This window comes from Pigmentiphaga sp. GD03639 (genome assembly GCF_029845405.1).
GTDB classification, from domain to species: domain Bacteria; phylum Pseudomonadota; class Gammaproteobacteria; order Burkholderiales; family Burkholderiaceae_B; genus Pigmentiphaga; species Pigmentiphaga daeguensis.
In genome coordinates, this window is the sequence record NZ_JAOCLR010000003.1 from 254,929 (window position 1) to 271,416 (window position 16,488).

Annotated in this window: 15 protein-coding genes; 8 read left to right on the forward strand and 7 right to left on the reverse strand. The window is 68.2% G+C overall.

The features are described 5' to 3' along the window. Positions 1 to 108 precede the first annotated feature (108 nt). The 4 genes from N5K27_RS05000 to N5K27_RS05015 all read left to right on the forward strand — a co-directional run bounded on the left by N5K27_RS05000 (position 109) and on the right by N5K27_RS05015 (position 4,314). Complete coding sequence (locus N5K27_RS05000; protein WP_132978892.1) at positions 109 to 873, forward strand: 3-oxoacyl-ACP reductase family protein; 765 nt, start codon at positions 109 to 111, stop codon at positions 871 to 873. Positions 874 to 948: 75 nt separating this feature from the next. After that, the gene (locus N5K27_RS05005) at positions 949 to 1,914 is read left to right on the forward strand and encodes a tripartite tricarboxylate transporter substrate binding protein (protein WP_279814996.1); all 966 of its coding nucleotides are present in this window, start codon (positions 949 to 951) and stop codon (positions 1,912 to 1,914) included. Positions 1,915 to 1,969: 55 nt separating this feature from the next. Next, entirely contained in the window at positions 1,970 to 2,851 is an 882-nt protein-coding gene (locus tag N5K27_RS05010) for a TauD/TfdA family dioxygenase (RefSeq protein WP_132978894.1), read from the forward strand. Continuing rightward, positions 2,851 to 4,314, forward strand: coding sequence for an aldehyde dehydrogenase family protein (locus tag N5K27_RS05015; protein WP_132978895.1), 1,464 nt, complete (start codon positions 2,851 to 2,853; stop codon positions 4,312 to 4,314). Before N5K27_RS05010 ends, N5K27_RS05015 begins: the two co-directional genes overlap by 1 nt. Positions 4,315 to 4,343: 29 nt before the next feature. Here N5K27_RS05015 and N5K27_RS05020 read toward each other — a convergent pair whose 3' ends face one another. The 4 genes from N5K27_RS05020 to ispD are packed head-to-tail and all read right to left on the reverse strand — an operon-like array spanning position 4,344 to position 7,729. Beyond that, a complete protein-coding gene (locus N5K27_RS05020) occupies positions 4,344 to 5,327 on the reverse strand; it encodes a tripartite tricarboxylate transporter substrate binding protein (protein ID WP_279815000.1) in 984 nt (327 codons plus the stop codon). Between the two features lie 5 nt (positions 5,328 to 5,332). Further along, positions 5,333 to 6,427 carry an adenosine deaminase gene (locus N5K27_RS05025; RefSeq protein WP_279815002.1) on the reverse strand — a complete coding sequence of 365 codons (1,095 nt, stop codon included), beginning with the start codon at positions 6,425 to 6,427 and terminating at the stop codon, positions 5,333 to 5,335. 25 nt (positions 6,428 to 6,452) lie between these two features. Then, a complete protein-coding gene (gene ispF / locus N5K27_RS05030; RefSeq protein ID WP_279815003.1) occupies positions 6,453 to 7,004 on the reverse strand; it encodes a 2-C-methyl-D-erythritol 2,4-cyclodiphosphate synthase in 552 nt (183 codons plus the stop codon). Beyond that, positions 7,001 to 7,729, reverse strand: a complete 729-nt coding sequence (ispD, locus tag N5K27_RS05035; RefSeq protein ID WP_279815005.1) for a 2-C-methyl-D-erythritol 4-phosphate cytidylyltransferase — start codon at positions 7,727 to 7,729, stop codon at positions 7,001 to 7,003. The genes ispF and ispD overlap by 4 nt, the downstream gene beginning before the upstream one ends. 69 nt (positions 7,730 to 7,798) lie before the next feature. Here ispD and mfd point away from each other — a divergent pair, with 69 nt between their 5' ends. The 3 genes from mfd to N5K27_RS05050 are packed head-to-tail and all read left to right on the forward strand — an operon-like array spanning position 7,799 to position 12,886. Further along, positions 7,799 to 11,284 (forward strand): transcription-repair coupling factor, encoded by a 3,486-nt coding sequence (mfd, locus tag N5K27_RS05040; RefSeq protein ID WP_279815007.1) that lies wholly within the window; start codon positions 7,799 to 7,801, stop codon positions 11,282 to 11,284. A gap of 22 nt (positions 11,285 to 11,306) precedes the next feature. Further along, the gene (gene serB / locus N5K27_RS05045) at positions 11,307 to 12,173 is read left to right on the forward strand and encodes a phosphoserine phosphatase SerB (RefSeq protein WP_279815094.1); all 867 of its coding nucleotides are present in this window, start codon (positions 11,307 to 11,309) and stop codon (positions 12,171 to 12,173) included. 59 nt (positions 12,174 to 12,232) lie between these two features. Next, on the forward strand, positions 12,233 to 12,886 hold the full coding sequence (locus N5K27_RS05050; RefSeq protein WP_087840971.1) for a TetR/AcrR family transcriptional regulator: 654 nt from the start codon (positions 12,233 to 12,235) through the stop codon (positions 12,884 to 12,886). Here the strand turns inward: N5K27_RS05050 and N5K27_RS05055 are convergent. The 3 genes from N5K27_RS05055 to N5K27_RS05065 are packed head-to-tail and all read right to left on the reverse strand — an operon-like array spanning position 12,861 to position 15,431. After that, positions 12,861 to 13,523, reverse strand: coding sequence for a DUF4286 family protein (locus N5K27_RS05055; RefSeq protein ID WP_279815009.1), 663 nt, complete (start codon positions 13,521 to 13,523; stop codon positions 12,861 to 12,863). The genes N5K27_RS05050 and N5K27_RS05055 overlap by 26 nt on opposite strands. A 2-nt stretch (positions 13,524 to 13,525) precedes the next feature. Continuing rightward, positions 13,526 to 14,491, reverse strand: a complete 966-nt coding sequence (locus tag N5K27_RS05060; protein WP_279815010.1) for a tripartite tricarboxylate transporter substrate binding protein — start codon at positions 14,489 to 14,491, stop codon at positions 13,526 to 13,528. Between the two features lie 22 nt (positions 14,492 to 14,513). Then, positions 14,514 to 15,431 (reverse strand): SMP-30/gluconolactonase/LRE family protein, encoded by a 918-nt coding sequence (locus N5K27_RS05065; protein ID WP_279815011.1) that lies wholly within the window; start codon positions 15,429 to 15,431, stop codon positions 14,514 to 14,516. Between the two features lie 114 nt (positions 15,432 to 15,545). Here N5K27_RS05065 and N5K27_RS05070 point away from each other — a divergent pair, with 114 nt between their 5' ends. Next, positions 15,546 to 16,487, forward strand: coding sequence for a LysR substrate-binding domain-containing protein (locus N5K27_RS05070; RefSeq protein ID WP_279815013.1), 942 nt, complete (start codon positions 15,546 to 15,548; stop codon positions 16,485 to 16,487). Position 16,488: the final 1 nt, after the last annotated feature.

The window sequence follows — 16,488 nt, forward strand, 5'->3', positions numbered from 1 at the left end:
GATACTTGTTTTGTCCTCTGTACGGACAATTATCTCAGAAATTGACAGTTCCAATAATTGTCCATAAGATAAATATTGAGTCCGTTATATGGACAAAAAGGAGACGAAATGAGTAGATTGGAAGGACGGGTAGCCATCGTCACCGGCGGCGGACACGGCATCGGCAAGGCCTATGCCCACCGCCTGGCGCAGGAGGGCGCGGCGATCGTCGTTGCCGAACTGGATGGCGAGGCAGGTTCGGCCGTCGCTCAGGAATTGGTCGCCGGCGGCCACCGAGCCCTGGCGATCCAGACCGACGTTTCCAACCCGGACAGCGTGAAGCGCATGGCCGCCTCGGCGGTCGAGCATTTCGGCAAGATCGACATCCTGGTCAACAACGCGGCCATCTTCGCCACGGTGCCGATGTCGCGCGCGGCCTTCGACCAGATCAGCATCGAAGAATGGGACCGCATGATGAGCGTCAACCTGAAAGGCGCCTGGCTCGCCAGTCTCGCGGTCATCCCCCACATGCGGGAACGGAGCTACGGCAAGATCATCAACATCAGCTCCAGCACCGCCATCAAGGGTTCGCCCGGCCGCATCCACTACGTGGCATCGAAAGCCGGCGTCCTGGGTTTCACCAAGACGCTCGCCAACGAAGTCGGCGCCCACAACATCTGCGTCAACTGCGTGGCTCCGGGCAGCACGCTCTCGGAAGAAAGTCCCGACGCGGGCACGCTCAAGATGCGCAACGACGCCGCCTCCGTACGCGCCCTGAAACGGGTCCAGGCCCCCCAGGACCTGACCGGCGCCGTCGTGTTCTTCGCCTCACCGGACAGCGACTTCATCACCGGCCAGACCCTGGTCGTCGATGGCGGCAACTGCCTGCACTGAACCCGCGCAGACGGGGCCCCGGCGGGCCGGTCTTCGCGCAGCACCCGCCGACTCGACCACGGAAAGGAGACAAACGTGAAGAAATTGCTTGGTTTCATCCTGCATGCCGCGCTGCTATCGGCGCTGGTTCCCTCGCACGCCCAGGAACCCCCCTCGAAAATCCTTACCATCGTCGTGCCCACCACACCGGGCACGGGCAGCGACATCGCCGCACGGCTGATGGCGCCCAAGCTGTCGCAAGCCCTCGGCCAGGCGGTCGTCGTCGAGAACCGCACCGGCGCCAGCGGCACGATAGGCATCGGCGCGGTCGCCAAGGCGGCACCAGACGGCAACACCATCCTGTTCGTGCCGAACACGATGGCCATGATCAGCTCGCTCTACACCAACCTGACCTGGGATCCGGTCCACGATTTCGCGCCGGTGGTCCGCATCGGCAAGATGCTGGTCGCGGCCGTGGTCAACCCGGCCCTGCCGGTGGAAACGATCGGCGATTTCGTCGCGCTCGCCAAGAAGAAACCCGGCCAGCTCAACTACGGCACTCCCGGGACCGGCACTCCCCATCACTTGCGCACCGAACAGCTCCGGCAGATCACCGACATGGACGTCGTGCACATTCCTTACAAAGGCTCCGCGGGCGCTGTCACCGACCTGATCGGCGGCCAGGTCCAGTTCTCCCTGTTCCCCCTGCATTCCGTCCTGTCGATGACCGCCTCGGGCAAGCTCAAGATGCTCGCAACGACGGGAGACACACGTTCGCAGTGGACTCCCAACGTCCCCACCTTCCGCGAAAGCGGCATCGCCGGCCTCAACAATTACGACTGGCTCGGCGTATTCGTCCCCCGCGCGACGCCCCAGAAAACCGTGGACCGGCTCAGCCGGAAACTGCTCGCACTGCTCGACGATCCCGACATCAGGAAGGAACTGCTCGCGCGGGGCATCATCCCGACGCCTGGCGGGCCGAGCGAGCTTGCAACGCTGCTCTCGTCGGAGCTCGACGAATGGCGGCACGTCATCAAGACGGCCCACATCTCCGCCGAGTAACGGCAATGCACAGCGATCATCCGCGGCCCCGCCGCGATTCCAAAGGAGCTTAGACATGAGCGCCACACAGCGTCTCCCATCATCATCGTCCGCCGGTCCCGAGATACACCCGCTCTCGCCGGCGCTGGGCGCCCGGGTCCAAGGCGTCGACGCCTCCCGCCCCCTGCCGGCCGCAACGCTGAAGCGGCTGCTCGAGGCCTGGCACGCCCACGGGGTGCTCTACCTGCCCAACCAATCGCTCGACGAACTCGAGCAGGTCCGGTTCGGCGAAAACTTCGGCGAACTGGCCACGACGCAGGGGGAATACGCGATCAGCAAGGGCCATCCCGCCATCATGTACATCACCAACGAGAAACAGGACGGCCAGTACATCGGCGCCCTGCCCGACGGCGAAATGTTCTTCCACTCCGACATGTGCTACGTCGAGAAGCCGTCGATGGCGACCATGCTGTATGCCATGTCCATCCCGAAAACAGGCGGCAACACGCTGTTCGCCAACATGTACAAGGCGTTCGATGCGCTTCCCGCCGCCACCCGCCAGCACCTGGCCGGGCTCAAGGCCGTCAACAGCTACGAGCCGGGGACCAGCGCGCCGACGGCAGCAATGCGCCTGAGCAGTTCGCGGGCGTCGGACCAGGTCCGCTCCTATGCCCAGCCCGTCGTGTGCACGCACCCCGTCACGGGCCGGAAGGCGCTTTACGTCAACCGCCTCATGACCGAATACATCGTCGGCATGCCCCGGGAGGAAAGCGACGCGCTGCTCGAGTCGCTGTTCGACCACCAGGAACAACCCGAATTCATCTACGAACATACCTGGACGCCGGGCGACCTGCTGATCTGGGACAACCGCTGCATGCTGCACGCCCGCGGCGACTTCGACGCCAGCGAACTGCGCAAGCTGCGCCGCATCACAGTCAAGGGCGAGAGGATTTCCTGATGACCCAAGCACTTACCGCCCCTCCCCTGCCCAAGCGGCTCGCGCTCTACTATGGGGGCAAGTGGCACGAACCGGCCGGCGGTTATCGTCCCACGTTCAATCCCGCGACCGGAGAAATCCTGGCCCAGGCGCCGGAAGCCAACGCCGAGGACATCGCCGCCGCCGCCGAGGCCGCCCACCAGGGTTTCCTCGCCTGGTCCCGGCTGCCGGCGGCCGAGCGCGGCGCGCGGCTGCGCGAAATCGCGCGGCGGGTCCGCGACCACGCGGACGAACTCGCCCATCTCGATGCCGCCAATTGCGGTAACCCGATCCAGCGCATGCGGCCGGACGCCCTGAACGCCGCGGCGCAGATCGACTATTACGCCGGCCTGGTCCACGAGCTCAAGGGCGAGACCATACCGACCGCGGATCGGGGACTGAACTACAGCATGCGCGAACCGCTGGGCGTGGTGGCGCGCATCGTCGCCTACAACCACCCCCTGATGTTTCTTGCCGGCAAGATGGCGCCCGTCCTGGCGGCGGGAAACAGCGTGATCATGAAAGCGCCGGATCAAGCGCCGCTATCGGCCCTGCGCTTTGCCGAGATCATCGACGGCATCCTGCCGCCGGGGACCTTGAACATCGTCACCGGCGGCAGCGACTGCGGCGAAGCCCTGGTGCTTCATCCGACGGTCAGGAAGGTTGCGCTGATCGGCTCGGCCGGCACCGGTGCCGCCATCCTGCGCAATGCCGCCGACAAGATCATGCCGGTCACGCTCGAGCTCGGCGGCAAGAACCCCCTGGTCGTCTGCCCCGACGCCGATCTGGAAACCGCCGTGCAGGGCGCGATCAACGGCATGAATTTCACCTGGGCGGGCCAGTCGTGCGGCTCCACCTCGCGGCTGTTCGTCCACGACTCCCTGTACGACGCCGTCCTCGAGCGCCTCTGCGCGCAGCTTCCCAAGCTGCATCGCTGCGGCCTGCCGACCGACCCCGCCACCACCATGGGCTGCCTGATTTCCGAGGCCCAGTTCGACAAAGTCATGTCCTACATACAGCTGGGCATTTCCGAAGATGCCCGCCTCGTCGCCGGCGGCAAGCGGCCGGACGACCCGGCGCTGGCCAAGGGCTGGTTCATCGAACCAACCGTTTTCGCCGACGTCACGCCGGCCATGCGGATCTTCCGCGAAGAAATCTTCGGGCCGGTGTTGTCGGTCATCAGATGGAGCGACGAAGACCAGCTCATCGCCGACGTCAACAGCGTCGACTACGGCTTGAGCGCATCGATCTACACCCGGGACCTGGCTCGCGCGCACCGCCTGGCGCAGCGCATCGAAGCGGGCTACATCTGGATCAACACCAGCAGCGCCCACTATCTGGGCGCCAACTTCGGCGGCTACAAGAAATCGGGGCTGGGGCGCGAAGAAGGCCTGGAGGAACTATTGTCCTACACCCAGGTCAAGAACGTGCACGTTGCCCTGTAGCACGCCGGGGCGCGCGCCCCGGCACCGCGTCACTCTTTGATGTTCGCATCCTTGACGATGCGCTGGTAGCGCGCCTGCTCTTTCTTGACGAAGTCGCCGAACTGCGCCGCGCTGCCGGTTCCCGGCGCCACGGACTGTTCGGCGAACTTGGTCTTGACCTCGGGCAATTGCAGCACCTGGTTCAATTCCGAATTCAACCTGGCCACCACGCTCGCCGGCGTGCGCGCAGGCGCGAACAGGCCGATCCAGGCCGTCATCGCCATGCCCTTCAGGGCCGGCAGCTCGCCGATGGCAGGCACGTCGGGCAGCGTGGGCAGGCGCTGAGCGGTGGTCACGGCCAGGCCCTTCACCTTCTTCGCAGCCACCAGCGGCACCGCCGAGCCCGAGGCCAGGATGGCCAGGTCGACCTGGTTGCCCAGCAGGTCGGTGGTGGCCTGGGCCCCGCCGCGGTACGGCACGTGGCGCAGGCGCACCTGGGCCTGCTGCTGGATGATCTCCATGGCAAGGTGCAGCACCGTGCCTATGCCCGATGTGGCGTAGGTCAGCGTGTCGGGCTGGGCCCTGGCCATCTCCAGCACCTTGGCGAAGGAATCCGCCGGCAGGCCCGGACGGCCCATGACGACCATGGGCTGGGTCGCGATCAGCCCGATGGCGACCAGGTCGCGCGCGGTGTCGTACTTGACCGACTGGGGATTGACGTACTGCGCGATGGCCGCCGGGCTGTCCACGCCCAGCAGCAGGGTGTAGCCGTCCGGTTCGGCCTGGGCGGCCCGATAGGTGCCTATGGTCCCTCCCCCGCCGCCGACGTTGTCGACGATGACCGACTGCCCCAGGCGCTCGCCCAGCTTCTGCGCCACCAGGCGCGCGATGCCGTCGGTGCTGCCTCCGGCCGTGAATGGCACGATCAGGCGGATGGGCTTGGCATGGGGCCAGACGGACTGGGCCTGCGCGGTGGCGGCGCATCCGAGCGCCAGGGCCGAAACGAGAAATGCGCGTCGAAGCGTGGCGGTCATGGTCGTCAGCAAGCAGAGTGGGAGGGGTTGGCCGGAGTGCCGAAAAGCTGCCGGTGCAAGTGGTCGAAGCGGCGGTTCCAGTCGGCGCTCCAGGCCTTGCGCTGGCCCGCGTCCACCCAGGCGCCGGCCAGGCCGTTCAGCATGAAGTCGCGCAGGTCGGCGACGGGGAACTCGAAGTCCTCGACCATCATGGTCCAGGCCTTGGTCTGGGTGATGTTGTGCAGGGTGGGATCGTCGCTGTTGGGGTGGATGCGCAGGCCCATCGCGCGCATCTTGCGAATGGGATGGTCCAGCGCCCACCGGTCCGGCGGCAGCGTGCGCAGGTAGTACGAATTGGCGGGCACGACCGCGAACACGATGCCCGATTCGACGCAGCGTCGCGCCAGTTCCGGCTGGTCGACGACCGTGTAGCCGTGGTCGATGCGATCGACCTTGAGCACGTCCAGCGCGGTCTGCACGTTGGTCCACGGCAGGCCGTACTCGCCGGCGTGGGCGGTGGTCTTGAGGCCCGCGCGGCGAGCGTCGGCGTAAGCCTGTTCGAACCACTCCGGCGGGCCGAGCGCCTCGCGGTAGTCGATGCCTATGCCCGGCACCTCGTCGCGCCGGGCCGCCACCATCCATTCGACCATTTCCACCGCGGCGGCGGGCGGTGCCTCGCGGTCGATGGCCGGCACCAGGCGCCCGACGATGCCCAGGTCGCGCTCGGCGTCGTGGATGGCGCGCACCATCGCGTCCTGGATGGCGGCATAGGAAAGGCCCGAGCCGCGCACCGAGCCCGTGGGATTCCAGAAGAACTCCGCGTACAGCACGTTGTGCGCGCGGGCATCCTCCAGGTATTCGCGGGTCACGCGGTAGAAATCGTCCAGCGTGCGCAGGCCGTAGTCCTCCAGCGCGCGCAGGCCGGGGATCGCGCCCTGGCGCTTCTCGCCGTGGGCATACAGGCCGTCGATCTGCTCGCTGGACAGCCCGCCCTTGCCGCCCGCCAGTTCGTGGAAGGTGGAACGGCGCAGCGCGCCCAGCAGGTGGCAGTGCAGCTCGGCCTTGGGCAGCTCGTGACAGAAGGCGCGCACGGCCTCGGTGGAAACTCGGGGTTCGGTCATGTCCGGCAACTCCATCCAGGCAGGGTCAGTCCCCCGCGTACAGATCCTTGTACAGGAAGGGATCGGGCTTGCGCGCCAGCATCGCGACCACGGTCGCGGCGATGCCCTCCTTGCGCCCCAGGAAGCCCAGGGCCTCGTTGGTCTTGGCCTTGATGTTGACGCAGGCAGCGGGCACGCCCAGGTCCTGGGCGATGTTGGCGGCCATGGCGGGCGCGTGGGGGCCGATCTTGGGCGCCTGGGCGTGGACCGTCGCGTCGACGTTGATGACCTGCCAGCCCGCCTCGCGCACCCGCTGCATCGCGGTGCGCAGCAGCAGCCGGCTGTCGGCGCCGGCATAGGCGGGATCGGTATCGGGAAAGTGGCGGCCGATGTCGCCCAGCCCAGCCGCGCCCAGGATGGCGTCGGTGACCGCGTGCAGCAGCACGTCGGCGTCGGAATGGCCCAGGAGGCCATGCGTATGCTCGATCCGGACCCCGCCTATGATCAGCGGCCGCCCTTCGACCAGGGCGTGCACGTCGTAGCCCTGTCCGATGCGGTAGGGATAGGTGGTGGGATCGATGTCCTTGTCTTTGTTCATGATGCGTCCAGCAGTTTTTCCATCAAGGCGAAATCCTGGGGCCAGGTCACCTTGAAATTCGACAGCGTGCCCGCCACCAGGCGGGGTGCCAGCCCCAGCGCCTCGACCGCGCTTGCCTCGTCCGTCACGGCCAGCCCGCGCACCGCGGCATGGGCCAGCGCGCGGCGCAACAGGCCGGCTCGGAACATCTGGGGCGTCTGGGCCTGCCACAGCCCTTCGCGCGGCACGGTGCCCGCCACGCGGGGCACGGCGCCGCCGCCCTGGGTCTTGATGGTATCGGCCACCGGCATGGCCACCAGCCCGCCGACCTCGTCGTCCAGGCAGGCGTCGATCAGCGCCCGCAACACCTCCGCCGGCAGGCCCGGACGCGCGGCATCGTGCACCAGGACCCAGTCGTCGGCCTCGGCCCCGCAGCGCGCCAGCGCATTGGTGACGGTCTCGGCGCGGGTGGCGCCGCCACACGGCAGGCAGGCCACGCGTGGCAATCCCTCCAGCGCGGCGCCCGCCAGGGTGTCGTCCGGGCCGACGGCCACCACCACCTGCCCGATGCGGTCGTCGCGCAACAGTGCCTGGACGGCATGGCGCAGCATGGGCCGGCCGCCCAGGAGCCGGTATTGCTTGGGCCGCACCGGCGCGGCGGCCGCCGGATCCGGCGCGGGATCGGCGGCGCGCGCCCCCACGCCGCCGGCCGGCACGATGGCGATCAAACGGGAAATCGGTCTCATGGCTTCTATAATACGGAATTGCCGCCACGCCCGCGCCGGCCCCTGGGCGACGCTCTTTCCGCGAAACCGATGTCCCTCCCAGCCAGTACAGCCTCCACGTCTTCCCCTTCCGCCAGCACGCCCGCCGCCTGCCTGCCCTCGGCGTTGACGCAAGCCGTGGTGGCCGCGCTCAGGCCCGGCGAACGCTATGCCCAGCCCCGCCCGCCGGGAGCCGGCGATGCCTGGCTGCTGGCCGACCTGGCACGCCGCGCCGGCAAGCCGCTGGCGGTGCTGACGGCCGACCCGCTCGACGCCCAGCGCCTGGCCGAGGAAATCCGCCTGTTCTCGCCCGGCCTGCGGGTGCACCAGTTTCCCGACTGGGAAACCCTGCCCTACGACGCGTTTTCGCCCCACGAAGACCTGATCTCCGAGCGCCTGAAGGCCTTGCACGCCCTGCTGCGCCAGGACGTGGACGTCCTGACGATACCGGTCACGACCGCGCTGTACCGGGTGGCCCCGCCCGCGTTCCTGGCGGCCTACACGTTCTCGTTCAAGCAGGGCGACCGGCTGGACGAAGCCGCGCTGCGGGCGCAGCTGACGCTGGCCAACTACACGCACGTCACCCAGGTGACCGCGCCCGGCGAATTCTGCATCCGCGGCAGCCTGATCGATCTCTTCCCCATGGGCTCGGCCCTGCCCTACCGGCTGGACCTGTTCGACGACACCATCGAGTCCATCCGCAGCTTCGACATCGACACCCAGCGCAGCCTGTATCCCGTCAAGGAGATCCAGATGCTGCCGGGGCGCGAGTTCCCGATGGACGAGGCCGCGCGCAACGAATTCCGCGCGCGCTTCCGCGAGGAATTCGAGGGCGACCCGTCGCGCGCCACGCCCTACAAGGACATCGGCAACGGCATCGCCTTCCCGGGCGTCGAATACTACCTGCCGCTGTTCTTCGACGAGACCGCGACGCTGTTCGACTACCTGGGCGAGCAGACCATCGCGGTCACGCTGGGCGACGCCGAGGACACCATCCGGCGCTTCCTGCAGGACACCTCCAGCCGCTATGAATTCCTCAAGAGCGACCGCGAGCGTCCCATCCTGCCCCCGTCCCGGATCTTCCTGGATACCGATGGCCTGTTCGGCCACCTGAAACGCTTCGCCCGCCTGGCCCTGGCGGGCGACCGCCCGCACCCCGCCTTCACCGCGCCGCCCGAGGTCGCCGTGCAACGCAAGGCCGAGGACCCGGTGGCGCGCCTGCGCGCGCTGGTGGCCCGGCAGGACCAGCGGGTGCTGCTGTGCGCCGAGTCCGCGGGCCGCCGCGAGACCATCGCCCAGATGCTGGCCGAGTTCGGGCTGGATCCCGAGCCGGTCGAATCCGTGCAGGACTTCCTGGGCCGCGCATCGTCCTTCGCCATCGGCATCGCGCCGCTGTCCTCGGGCTTCGGCCTGGCCGACCCCAAGCTGCTGTTCCTGACCGAGAGCGACCTGTTCCCGGGCCACGCCGTCCGCCGCGGCAAGCGCGGGCAGGAGCGCGCCAGCAACGTCGAATCGATGGTGCGCGACCTGTCCGAGCTGCGGGTGGGCGACCCTGTCGTCCACGTCCAGCACGGCATCGGCCGCTACCAGGGCCTGGTCAGCATGGACATCGGCGAAGGGGAAATGGAATTCCTGCACCTGGAGTACGCCGGCGGCAGCACGCTGTACGTGCCGGTGTCGCAGCTGCACGTCATCGCCCGCTACAGCGGCGCCGATCCCGAGACCGCGCCGCTGCACCAGCTGGGCTCCGGCCAATGGGAAAAAGCCCGCCGCAAGGCCGCCGGCCAGGCCCGCGACGCCGCCGCCGAGCTGCTGAACCTCTATGCCCGCCGCGCGCTGCGCCAGGGCCATATGTTCAAGCTGCCCATGTCGGACTACGAGGCCTTCGCCGAATCCTTCGGCTTCGAGGAAACGCCGGACCAGGCCGCCGCCATCCAGGCCGTGATCCAGGACATGACCTCGGGCAAGCCCATGGACCGGCTGGTGTGCGGCGACGTGGGCTTCGGCAAGACCGAGGTGGCGCTGCGCGCCGCCTTCATCGCCGTGGCCAACAGCAAGCAGGTCGCGCTGCTGTGCCCGACCACCCTGCTGGCCGAGCAGCACGCCCAGAACTTCGCCGACCGCTTCGCCGACTGGCCGGTCCGGGTGGTCGAGCTGTCCCGCTTCAAGTCGGCCAAGGACATCAGCGCCTCCATCGAGCAGATCAACGACGGCCGGGTCGACATCGTCATCGGCACGCACAAGCTGCTCTCGGACAAGGTCAGGTTCAAGAACCTCGGCCTGGTCATCATCGACGAGGAGCATCGCTTCGGCGTGCGCCAGAAGGAAGCGCTCAAGGCGCTGCGCGCCGAGGTCGACGTGCTGACGCTGACCGCCACGCCCATTCCCCGTACGCTGGGCATGTCGCTGGAAGGCATACGCGACTTCTCGGTCATCGCCACCGCGCCGCAGAAGCGGCTGGCGATCAAGACCTTCGTGCGGCGCGAGGACGGCAGCACCATACGCGAAGCCCTGCTGCGCGAACTCAAGCGCGGCGGACAGGTGTACTTCCTGCACAACGAGGTCGAGACCATCCACAACCGCCGCGCCAAGCTCGAGGAACTGGTGCCCGAGGCGCGCATCGCGGTCGCGCACGGGCAGATGCCCGAGCGCGAGCTGGAGCAGGTCATGAAGGCCTTCTACCAGCAGAAATACAACGTGCTGCTTTGCACCACCATCATCGAGACCGGCATCGACGTGCCCACGGCCAACACCATCGTGCTGCATCGCGCCGACCGCTTCGGCCTGGCCCAGCTGCACCAGTTGCGCGGCCGCGTGGGGCGTTCCCATCACCAGGCCTACGCCTACCTGCTGACGCCCGGCGAGGACGCCATCACCAGCAACGCCAGGAAGCGCCTGGAGGCCATCCAGGCCATGGAGGAACTGGGCTCGGGCTTCTACCTGGCCATGCACGACCTGGAGATACGGGGCGTGGGCGAGGTGCTGGGCGAATCGCAATCGGGCAACATCCAGGAAGTCGGCTTCCAGATGTACACCGACATGCTGAACGAGGCGGTACGCGCCCTGAAGAACGGCCGCGAACCCGACCTGAACGCCCCCCTGTCGGCCACTACCGAGATCAACCTGCACGTGCCCGCCCTGCTGCCGCAGGACTATTGCGGCGACGTGCACGCGCGCCTGGCGATCTACAAGCGCCTGGCCAACTGCGAGGACGCCGCCGACATCGACACGATCCAGGAAGAGCTGATCGACCGTTTCGGCAAGCTGCCCGAGGCGGCGCGCGCCCTGATCGAGATCCACCGGCTGCGCCTGGCGGCCAAGTCGGTGGGCGTGATCAAGATCGACGCCAGCGAATCGGCCGCCGTGCTGCAATTCGAGCCCAATCCTCCCATCGATCCGATGCGCGTCATCGGCCTGGTCCAGAAGAACCGCCACATGCGGCTGTCGGGCCAGGACAAGCTGCGCATCGAGATCAAGGGCGCCGACCTGAAGGCACGCGTGGACGCCGTGCGCACGGTACTGCGCTCGCTGGTCTGAACCCGTTTCCCCTTCCCATCCCCTGCCCATGACCCATCTCGTTATCCAGGCCCCCGACCTTGCCCAGACGGCCATCGAACACGTCTCGGCCCTGGCCCGCGCCCGGCGGATCGTCGAGCTCGCTCCCGGCGCCGTCCGCCTGACCGAGGCCGACGACACGCCCGCGGCGCGCGCCCAGGTCGCCGCCTACTGCCAGGAAGCCCGCGTGGACTGGGCCTACGTCGAGCCCGGCGCCCGGCTGGCCGACTGGAAGGTGCTGGCCATGGACATGGACTCGACCCTGATCAACATCGAGTGCATCGACGAGATCGCCGACATGGCCGGCCTCAAGCCGCAGGTGGCGGCCATCACCGAGGCTGCCATGCGGGGCGAGATCGCCGACTTCAGCGAAAGCCTGACCCGCCGCGTGGCGCTGCTCCAGGGACTGCCGCTGGAGGCGCTGGAACAGGTCTATGTGGAACGGCTGCGGCTGAACCCGGGCGCCGAGCGCCTGCTGCTGGCGGCGCAGCGGGTGGGCATCAAGACCCTGCTCGTGTCGGGAGGCTTCACCTGGTTCACCAGCCGGCTGCAGCAGCGGCTGCAGTTGAACGAGGCGCACGCCAACACGCTGGAAGTGGAGAACGGCCGGCTCACCGGCAAGGTGCAGGGCGCCATCCTGGACGCCGACGGCAAGGCCCGCCACCTGCGCGAATTCGCCCAGCGCCACGGCGCCCCGCTGTCGCGCGCGATCGCCGTGGGCGACGGCGCCAACGACCTGAAGATGCTGGGACTGGCCGGCCTGAGCGTGGCCTACCACGCCAAGCCGGTGGTGCGCGAGCAGACCAGCCGCGCGCTGAACGTCTGCGGACTGGACGGCATCCTGAACTGGTTCGAGGATACCCTGGGCTGATCCGCGGCCGCTTCTGTTGTAGTGTTACGGTCCAGCCCCATTTTCAGGATTTGCCCGCCATGTCACCACGCCCAGCCAAGGCCTCGGCGGATGCGCCCCGCACCCGCGATGCCGAGCGCACGCGCCAGATCATCCTGGAGGCCGCGACCGCCGAGTTCGCGTCGCTGGGCCTGGGCGGGGCCCGCATGGACCGCATCGCCGAACGCGCCAAGGTCGACAAGCGGCTGATCTACTACTACTTCAACAACAAGGACGACCTGTTCCTGGCCGTGATGGAACGCGCCTATGCCGCGATCCGCCAGGCCGAACGGGAATTGCACCTGGAGGCGCTCAACCCTCCCGACGCGGTGCGCAGGCTGGTCGAATTCACTTGGCACTACTACCTGGAAAACCCGGAGTTCCTGTGCCTGCTCAACAACGAGAACCTGCACCAGGCCACGCACCTGAAGCGTTCGTCCCAGGTGCGGGACATGCACTCGCCCTTCGTGCAGTGGCTGGCCGACATCCTGGAACGCGGCCAGGCGCAAGGCCTGTTCCGCGCCGGCGTCGATCCGGTGCAGCTCTATATCTCCATCGCCAGCGTGGCCTATTTCTATCTGTCCAACCAGTACACGCTGTCGGAGATCTTCGGCCGCGACCTGATGGCGCCCGCCGCGCTGGACGAGCGGCTGGCCCACATGGTCGATGTCATCCTGGGCTACCTGCGCCCCTGATTCCCCTGCCCTTCACCAGCGGCGTCCCGGTGGCCGCATAGACGTGCCGTACCACGTCCTGGGCGCCGTCGTCGAAGCGGCGCCGCGCGGGACGGTCGAAGAAGGCCGCCAGGGCCGGCTCCGCCGCCTGCTCCGGCGCGGCGAAATCGAAAATCTCCAGGTAGCGCCCGGGGTCGCGGACCTGGCGAAACAGCCGGTATCCGGTGCAGCCCGGAATCTCCGCGCTGGCCCGCCCCTGCTCCAGCCCGTCGGCCTCGGCCAGGGGACGCGGCGCACGGAAGGCACGCAGCAGCACGGCGCCAGGATCCGGATGCCCGCCATGCGCCACCGACGCCAGGCGGGCCAGGTTCTGCCGGATGCGGTCCTTGCCGAAGAAAGTCCATATCCGGCCCGACCACGGCGTCGGATGCGTCACCACGTGCTGGAAACCGGGACTGTCCTCCACGCTTTCATCCCGCGTCTCATAAAGCGCCAGGAACTTGGGGAACGCGTCGTCGCAATAGTAGCGGCGCCCGCTGACGAACCCGTCCAGCCCGACCACCTGGGGTATGTGCTCCAGTTCGTACCACGCATGGAACTCTTCCTCGCGATGCGGCGGCACGTGTAGCCAGACCGCGATCAAGCCGGTTGCCTGCATGATCATTCCATCCTGATGTTGGCATGGGTGATGACGCGCTGCCATCTCTGCAATTCGGTATCGACCAGCCTGGAGAAGGCCTCGGGACCGTCATTGGAGGGGTCGGCGCCCGCCGACGCCAGCTGGGCCCGGACCTCGGGCAGCGCCAGCGCCTTGCGCAGTTCCGCGTTCAGCCGCTCGATTACCGGGCGCGGCGTGCCCGCCGGCGCGATCAGGCCGTACCAGGCCACGACCTCGGCCCCCGGCAGTCCGGCCTGCGCCACGGTGGGTACTCCCGGCAGCGCCGGCGAGGGTTCGGGCCCCGCCACCGCCAGCGCGCGCAACTGGCCCGACTTGATGAACGACAGCACCGGCGGCACGCCGCTGAACAGGATCTGCACGCGCTGGGCCAGCAGGTCGGTCAGCGCGTCCTGGTTCCCCTTGTAGGGCACGTGCACGATCTCGACCTGCGCCAGCGATTTGAACAGCTCTCCGGCCATGTGGTTGGTGCTCCCCACGCCCGACGACGCGAAATTCAGGCCGCCCGGGTGCGCGCGGGCATAGGCGACCAGTTCCTGCAGGCTGCGCGCCGGCACCGAGGGATGCACCAGCAGCACGTTGGGACTGCTGGCGATCACGCCCACCATGGCCAGGTCCTTGCGGGTGTCGAACGGCATCTTCGACCCGTACAGCGCCGGGTTCACCGTCATCGGCCCCGTCGTCCCTATCCCTATCGTATAGCCGTCCTTGGGCGCCTTGGCGACCATGTCCACGCCTATGTTGCCACCCGCGCCGCCCTTGTTCTCGACCACCACCGGTTGGCCCAGCTGCCGCGACAAGGGCTGCGCCAGCGCACGTGCCAGGATGTCCACCGAGCTGCCCGCCGCGAACGGCGCGATCAGGCGTATCGGGCGGGTCGGGTAGTCCTGTGCGTGCGCGGCGCCCAGCGCGCCGGTCATGATGGTCAGCGCAAGCGCGGTGTGTTTCATCGGGTCTCCTCGTTGTCTTTCTTCATGTGTGTGCGTATGGCGGCAGGCCGGGTTCGGGCAGCCGGGCGGCCAGGATCACGCCCTGCTCCGCTTCGGTCACGTATAGCGTGCGCCGGTCGGGCCCGCCATAGGCGACGTTCGTGGTGCGGCGGCCCGCGCACGAACGGATGCGCAGCAGCGGCTCGCCCATGGCGCTGAACAGCCACACCGATCCGAGCCCCGCGTGGACCACGGCCAGATTGCCTTGGGCGTCCGTCGCCAGGCCGTCCGGGCCGGTGGGACTGCCGGACAGCTGGATGAAACGCCCCACCTTGCCGACCCGCCCCGCCTCGTCCAGCGGCACGCTGTAGATGGCGTTGTCGCGGGTCACGGCCAGGTAAAGCAGGCGTTCGCCCGGCGCGAAGGCTAGCCCGTTCGGGCCTGCCAGGCCATCCACCAGGGTCTCGACGTGGCCGGCGTCGCGCCGCAGCCGGCACAGCCGGCCCGTGGGCCGGTTCAGCGCGCTGTCGCCCTGGTCGGTGAAATACAGGTCGCCGTTGGCGGCGAACAGCAGGTCGTTGACGCCCTGGAGCCCACAGGCCTCGTCCGGCGCGAGCAGGGCCCGCGGACGGCTGTCCCGGGGAAACATGGTCATGATGCCGTGGCGCCGGTCGGCGATGTAGAGACGACCATCGCGATGCAGCTTGAGCCCGTTGGGCTCGCCGTCGTAGCGGCATGCCAGCGCGAACCGTCCCGCCGGATCGACGCGGAAGATCCTGCCATGGGCCAGGTCGGTGCAATACAGCGTACCGTCGCGGTCGAAGGCCGGCCCTTCCAGGAAGGAATGCAGGGGTCCGGCTCCCCGCGCCTTCACCCAGGGCGACATGGATCTCACCAGGTGCAGGGATGGCGGCAACGCGGCGTGGATCTCGGTGGCCAGGTCGGGAGGAGCGGCGTACATGGGACCGGAACGGATGGAACAGCCACCTATAATGGCAGTCGTTCCCCCAGCCCGGGTAACGGTTTTTTCAGATGCCCCCATCTGGATCCGCGATGGCCCCGGGCCACGCCCGACATGGACCTGCGACGCCTGCGTTATTTCGTCACGATATTGGAAACCGGCAGCTTCTCGCAGGCGGCCGAACGCCTTCACGTCGTGCAAAGCGCGCTCAGCGCGCAGATCCAGAAGCTGGAGGACTCCCTGGGCACGCGCCTGTTCGTGCGCGATGCCCATGGCGTGCAGCCCACGCCGTCCGGCCGCAAGCTGCTCGGCCATGCGCGGCGCATCCTGGACATGGTGGCGGCCGCCGAACACGACTTGCGGCAGGACGCGGAATCGCCGCGCGGCATCGTGCGCATCGGCATTCCCAGCAGCATCAGCCGCATGATGACGGTGCCCCTGCTGCAGGCGGTCGAAGAGGCCCATCCCGAGGTCACGCTGCACGTGGTCGAGGCGATGACCGACGAACTCGAGGCGCTGTTGAAGCAGAACCGGCTCGAGATGGCCATCCTGTTCACCGTGGGGGAAACCGGCAGTCCCCACCTCATCGACACCCTGCGCGACGAACCCTTGTACCTGGTGTCGCCCGCGGACGGCTCCCCGCCCTCCCATGCGGTCCCCTTCGCCGAACTGGCCCGCATGGACCTCGTGCTGCCCACGCTGCGCCACCGCGTGCGCCAGATGCTGTCGCGCGAGGCCGAGCAGCGCGGCCTGGCGCTCAGGATCAAGCACGAGCTGGACTCCATGGCACAGACCGTGCAGTTGATCGCCGCCGGCAACGGCAGCTCGGTCATGATCGTCTCGTCCTTCATCGAGGAATGGCAGGCCGGGCGCGTACAGGCCACGCCGGTTTCCGACCTGCGCACCACCGCGCAGGTGGTGCTGGCCACCTCGCACGGCGCATCGCACAGCGCCGTGGCCGGCATCCGGGACCTGGTCGTCGCCACCGCGGCCCGCCTGGCGCGCGACGGCACCTGGCCCGACCGTCCGCCACGGGAAGCCGCCCGCCTCCGCTAGG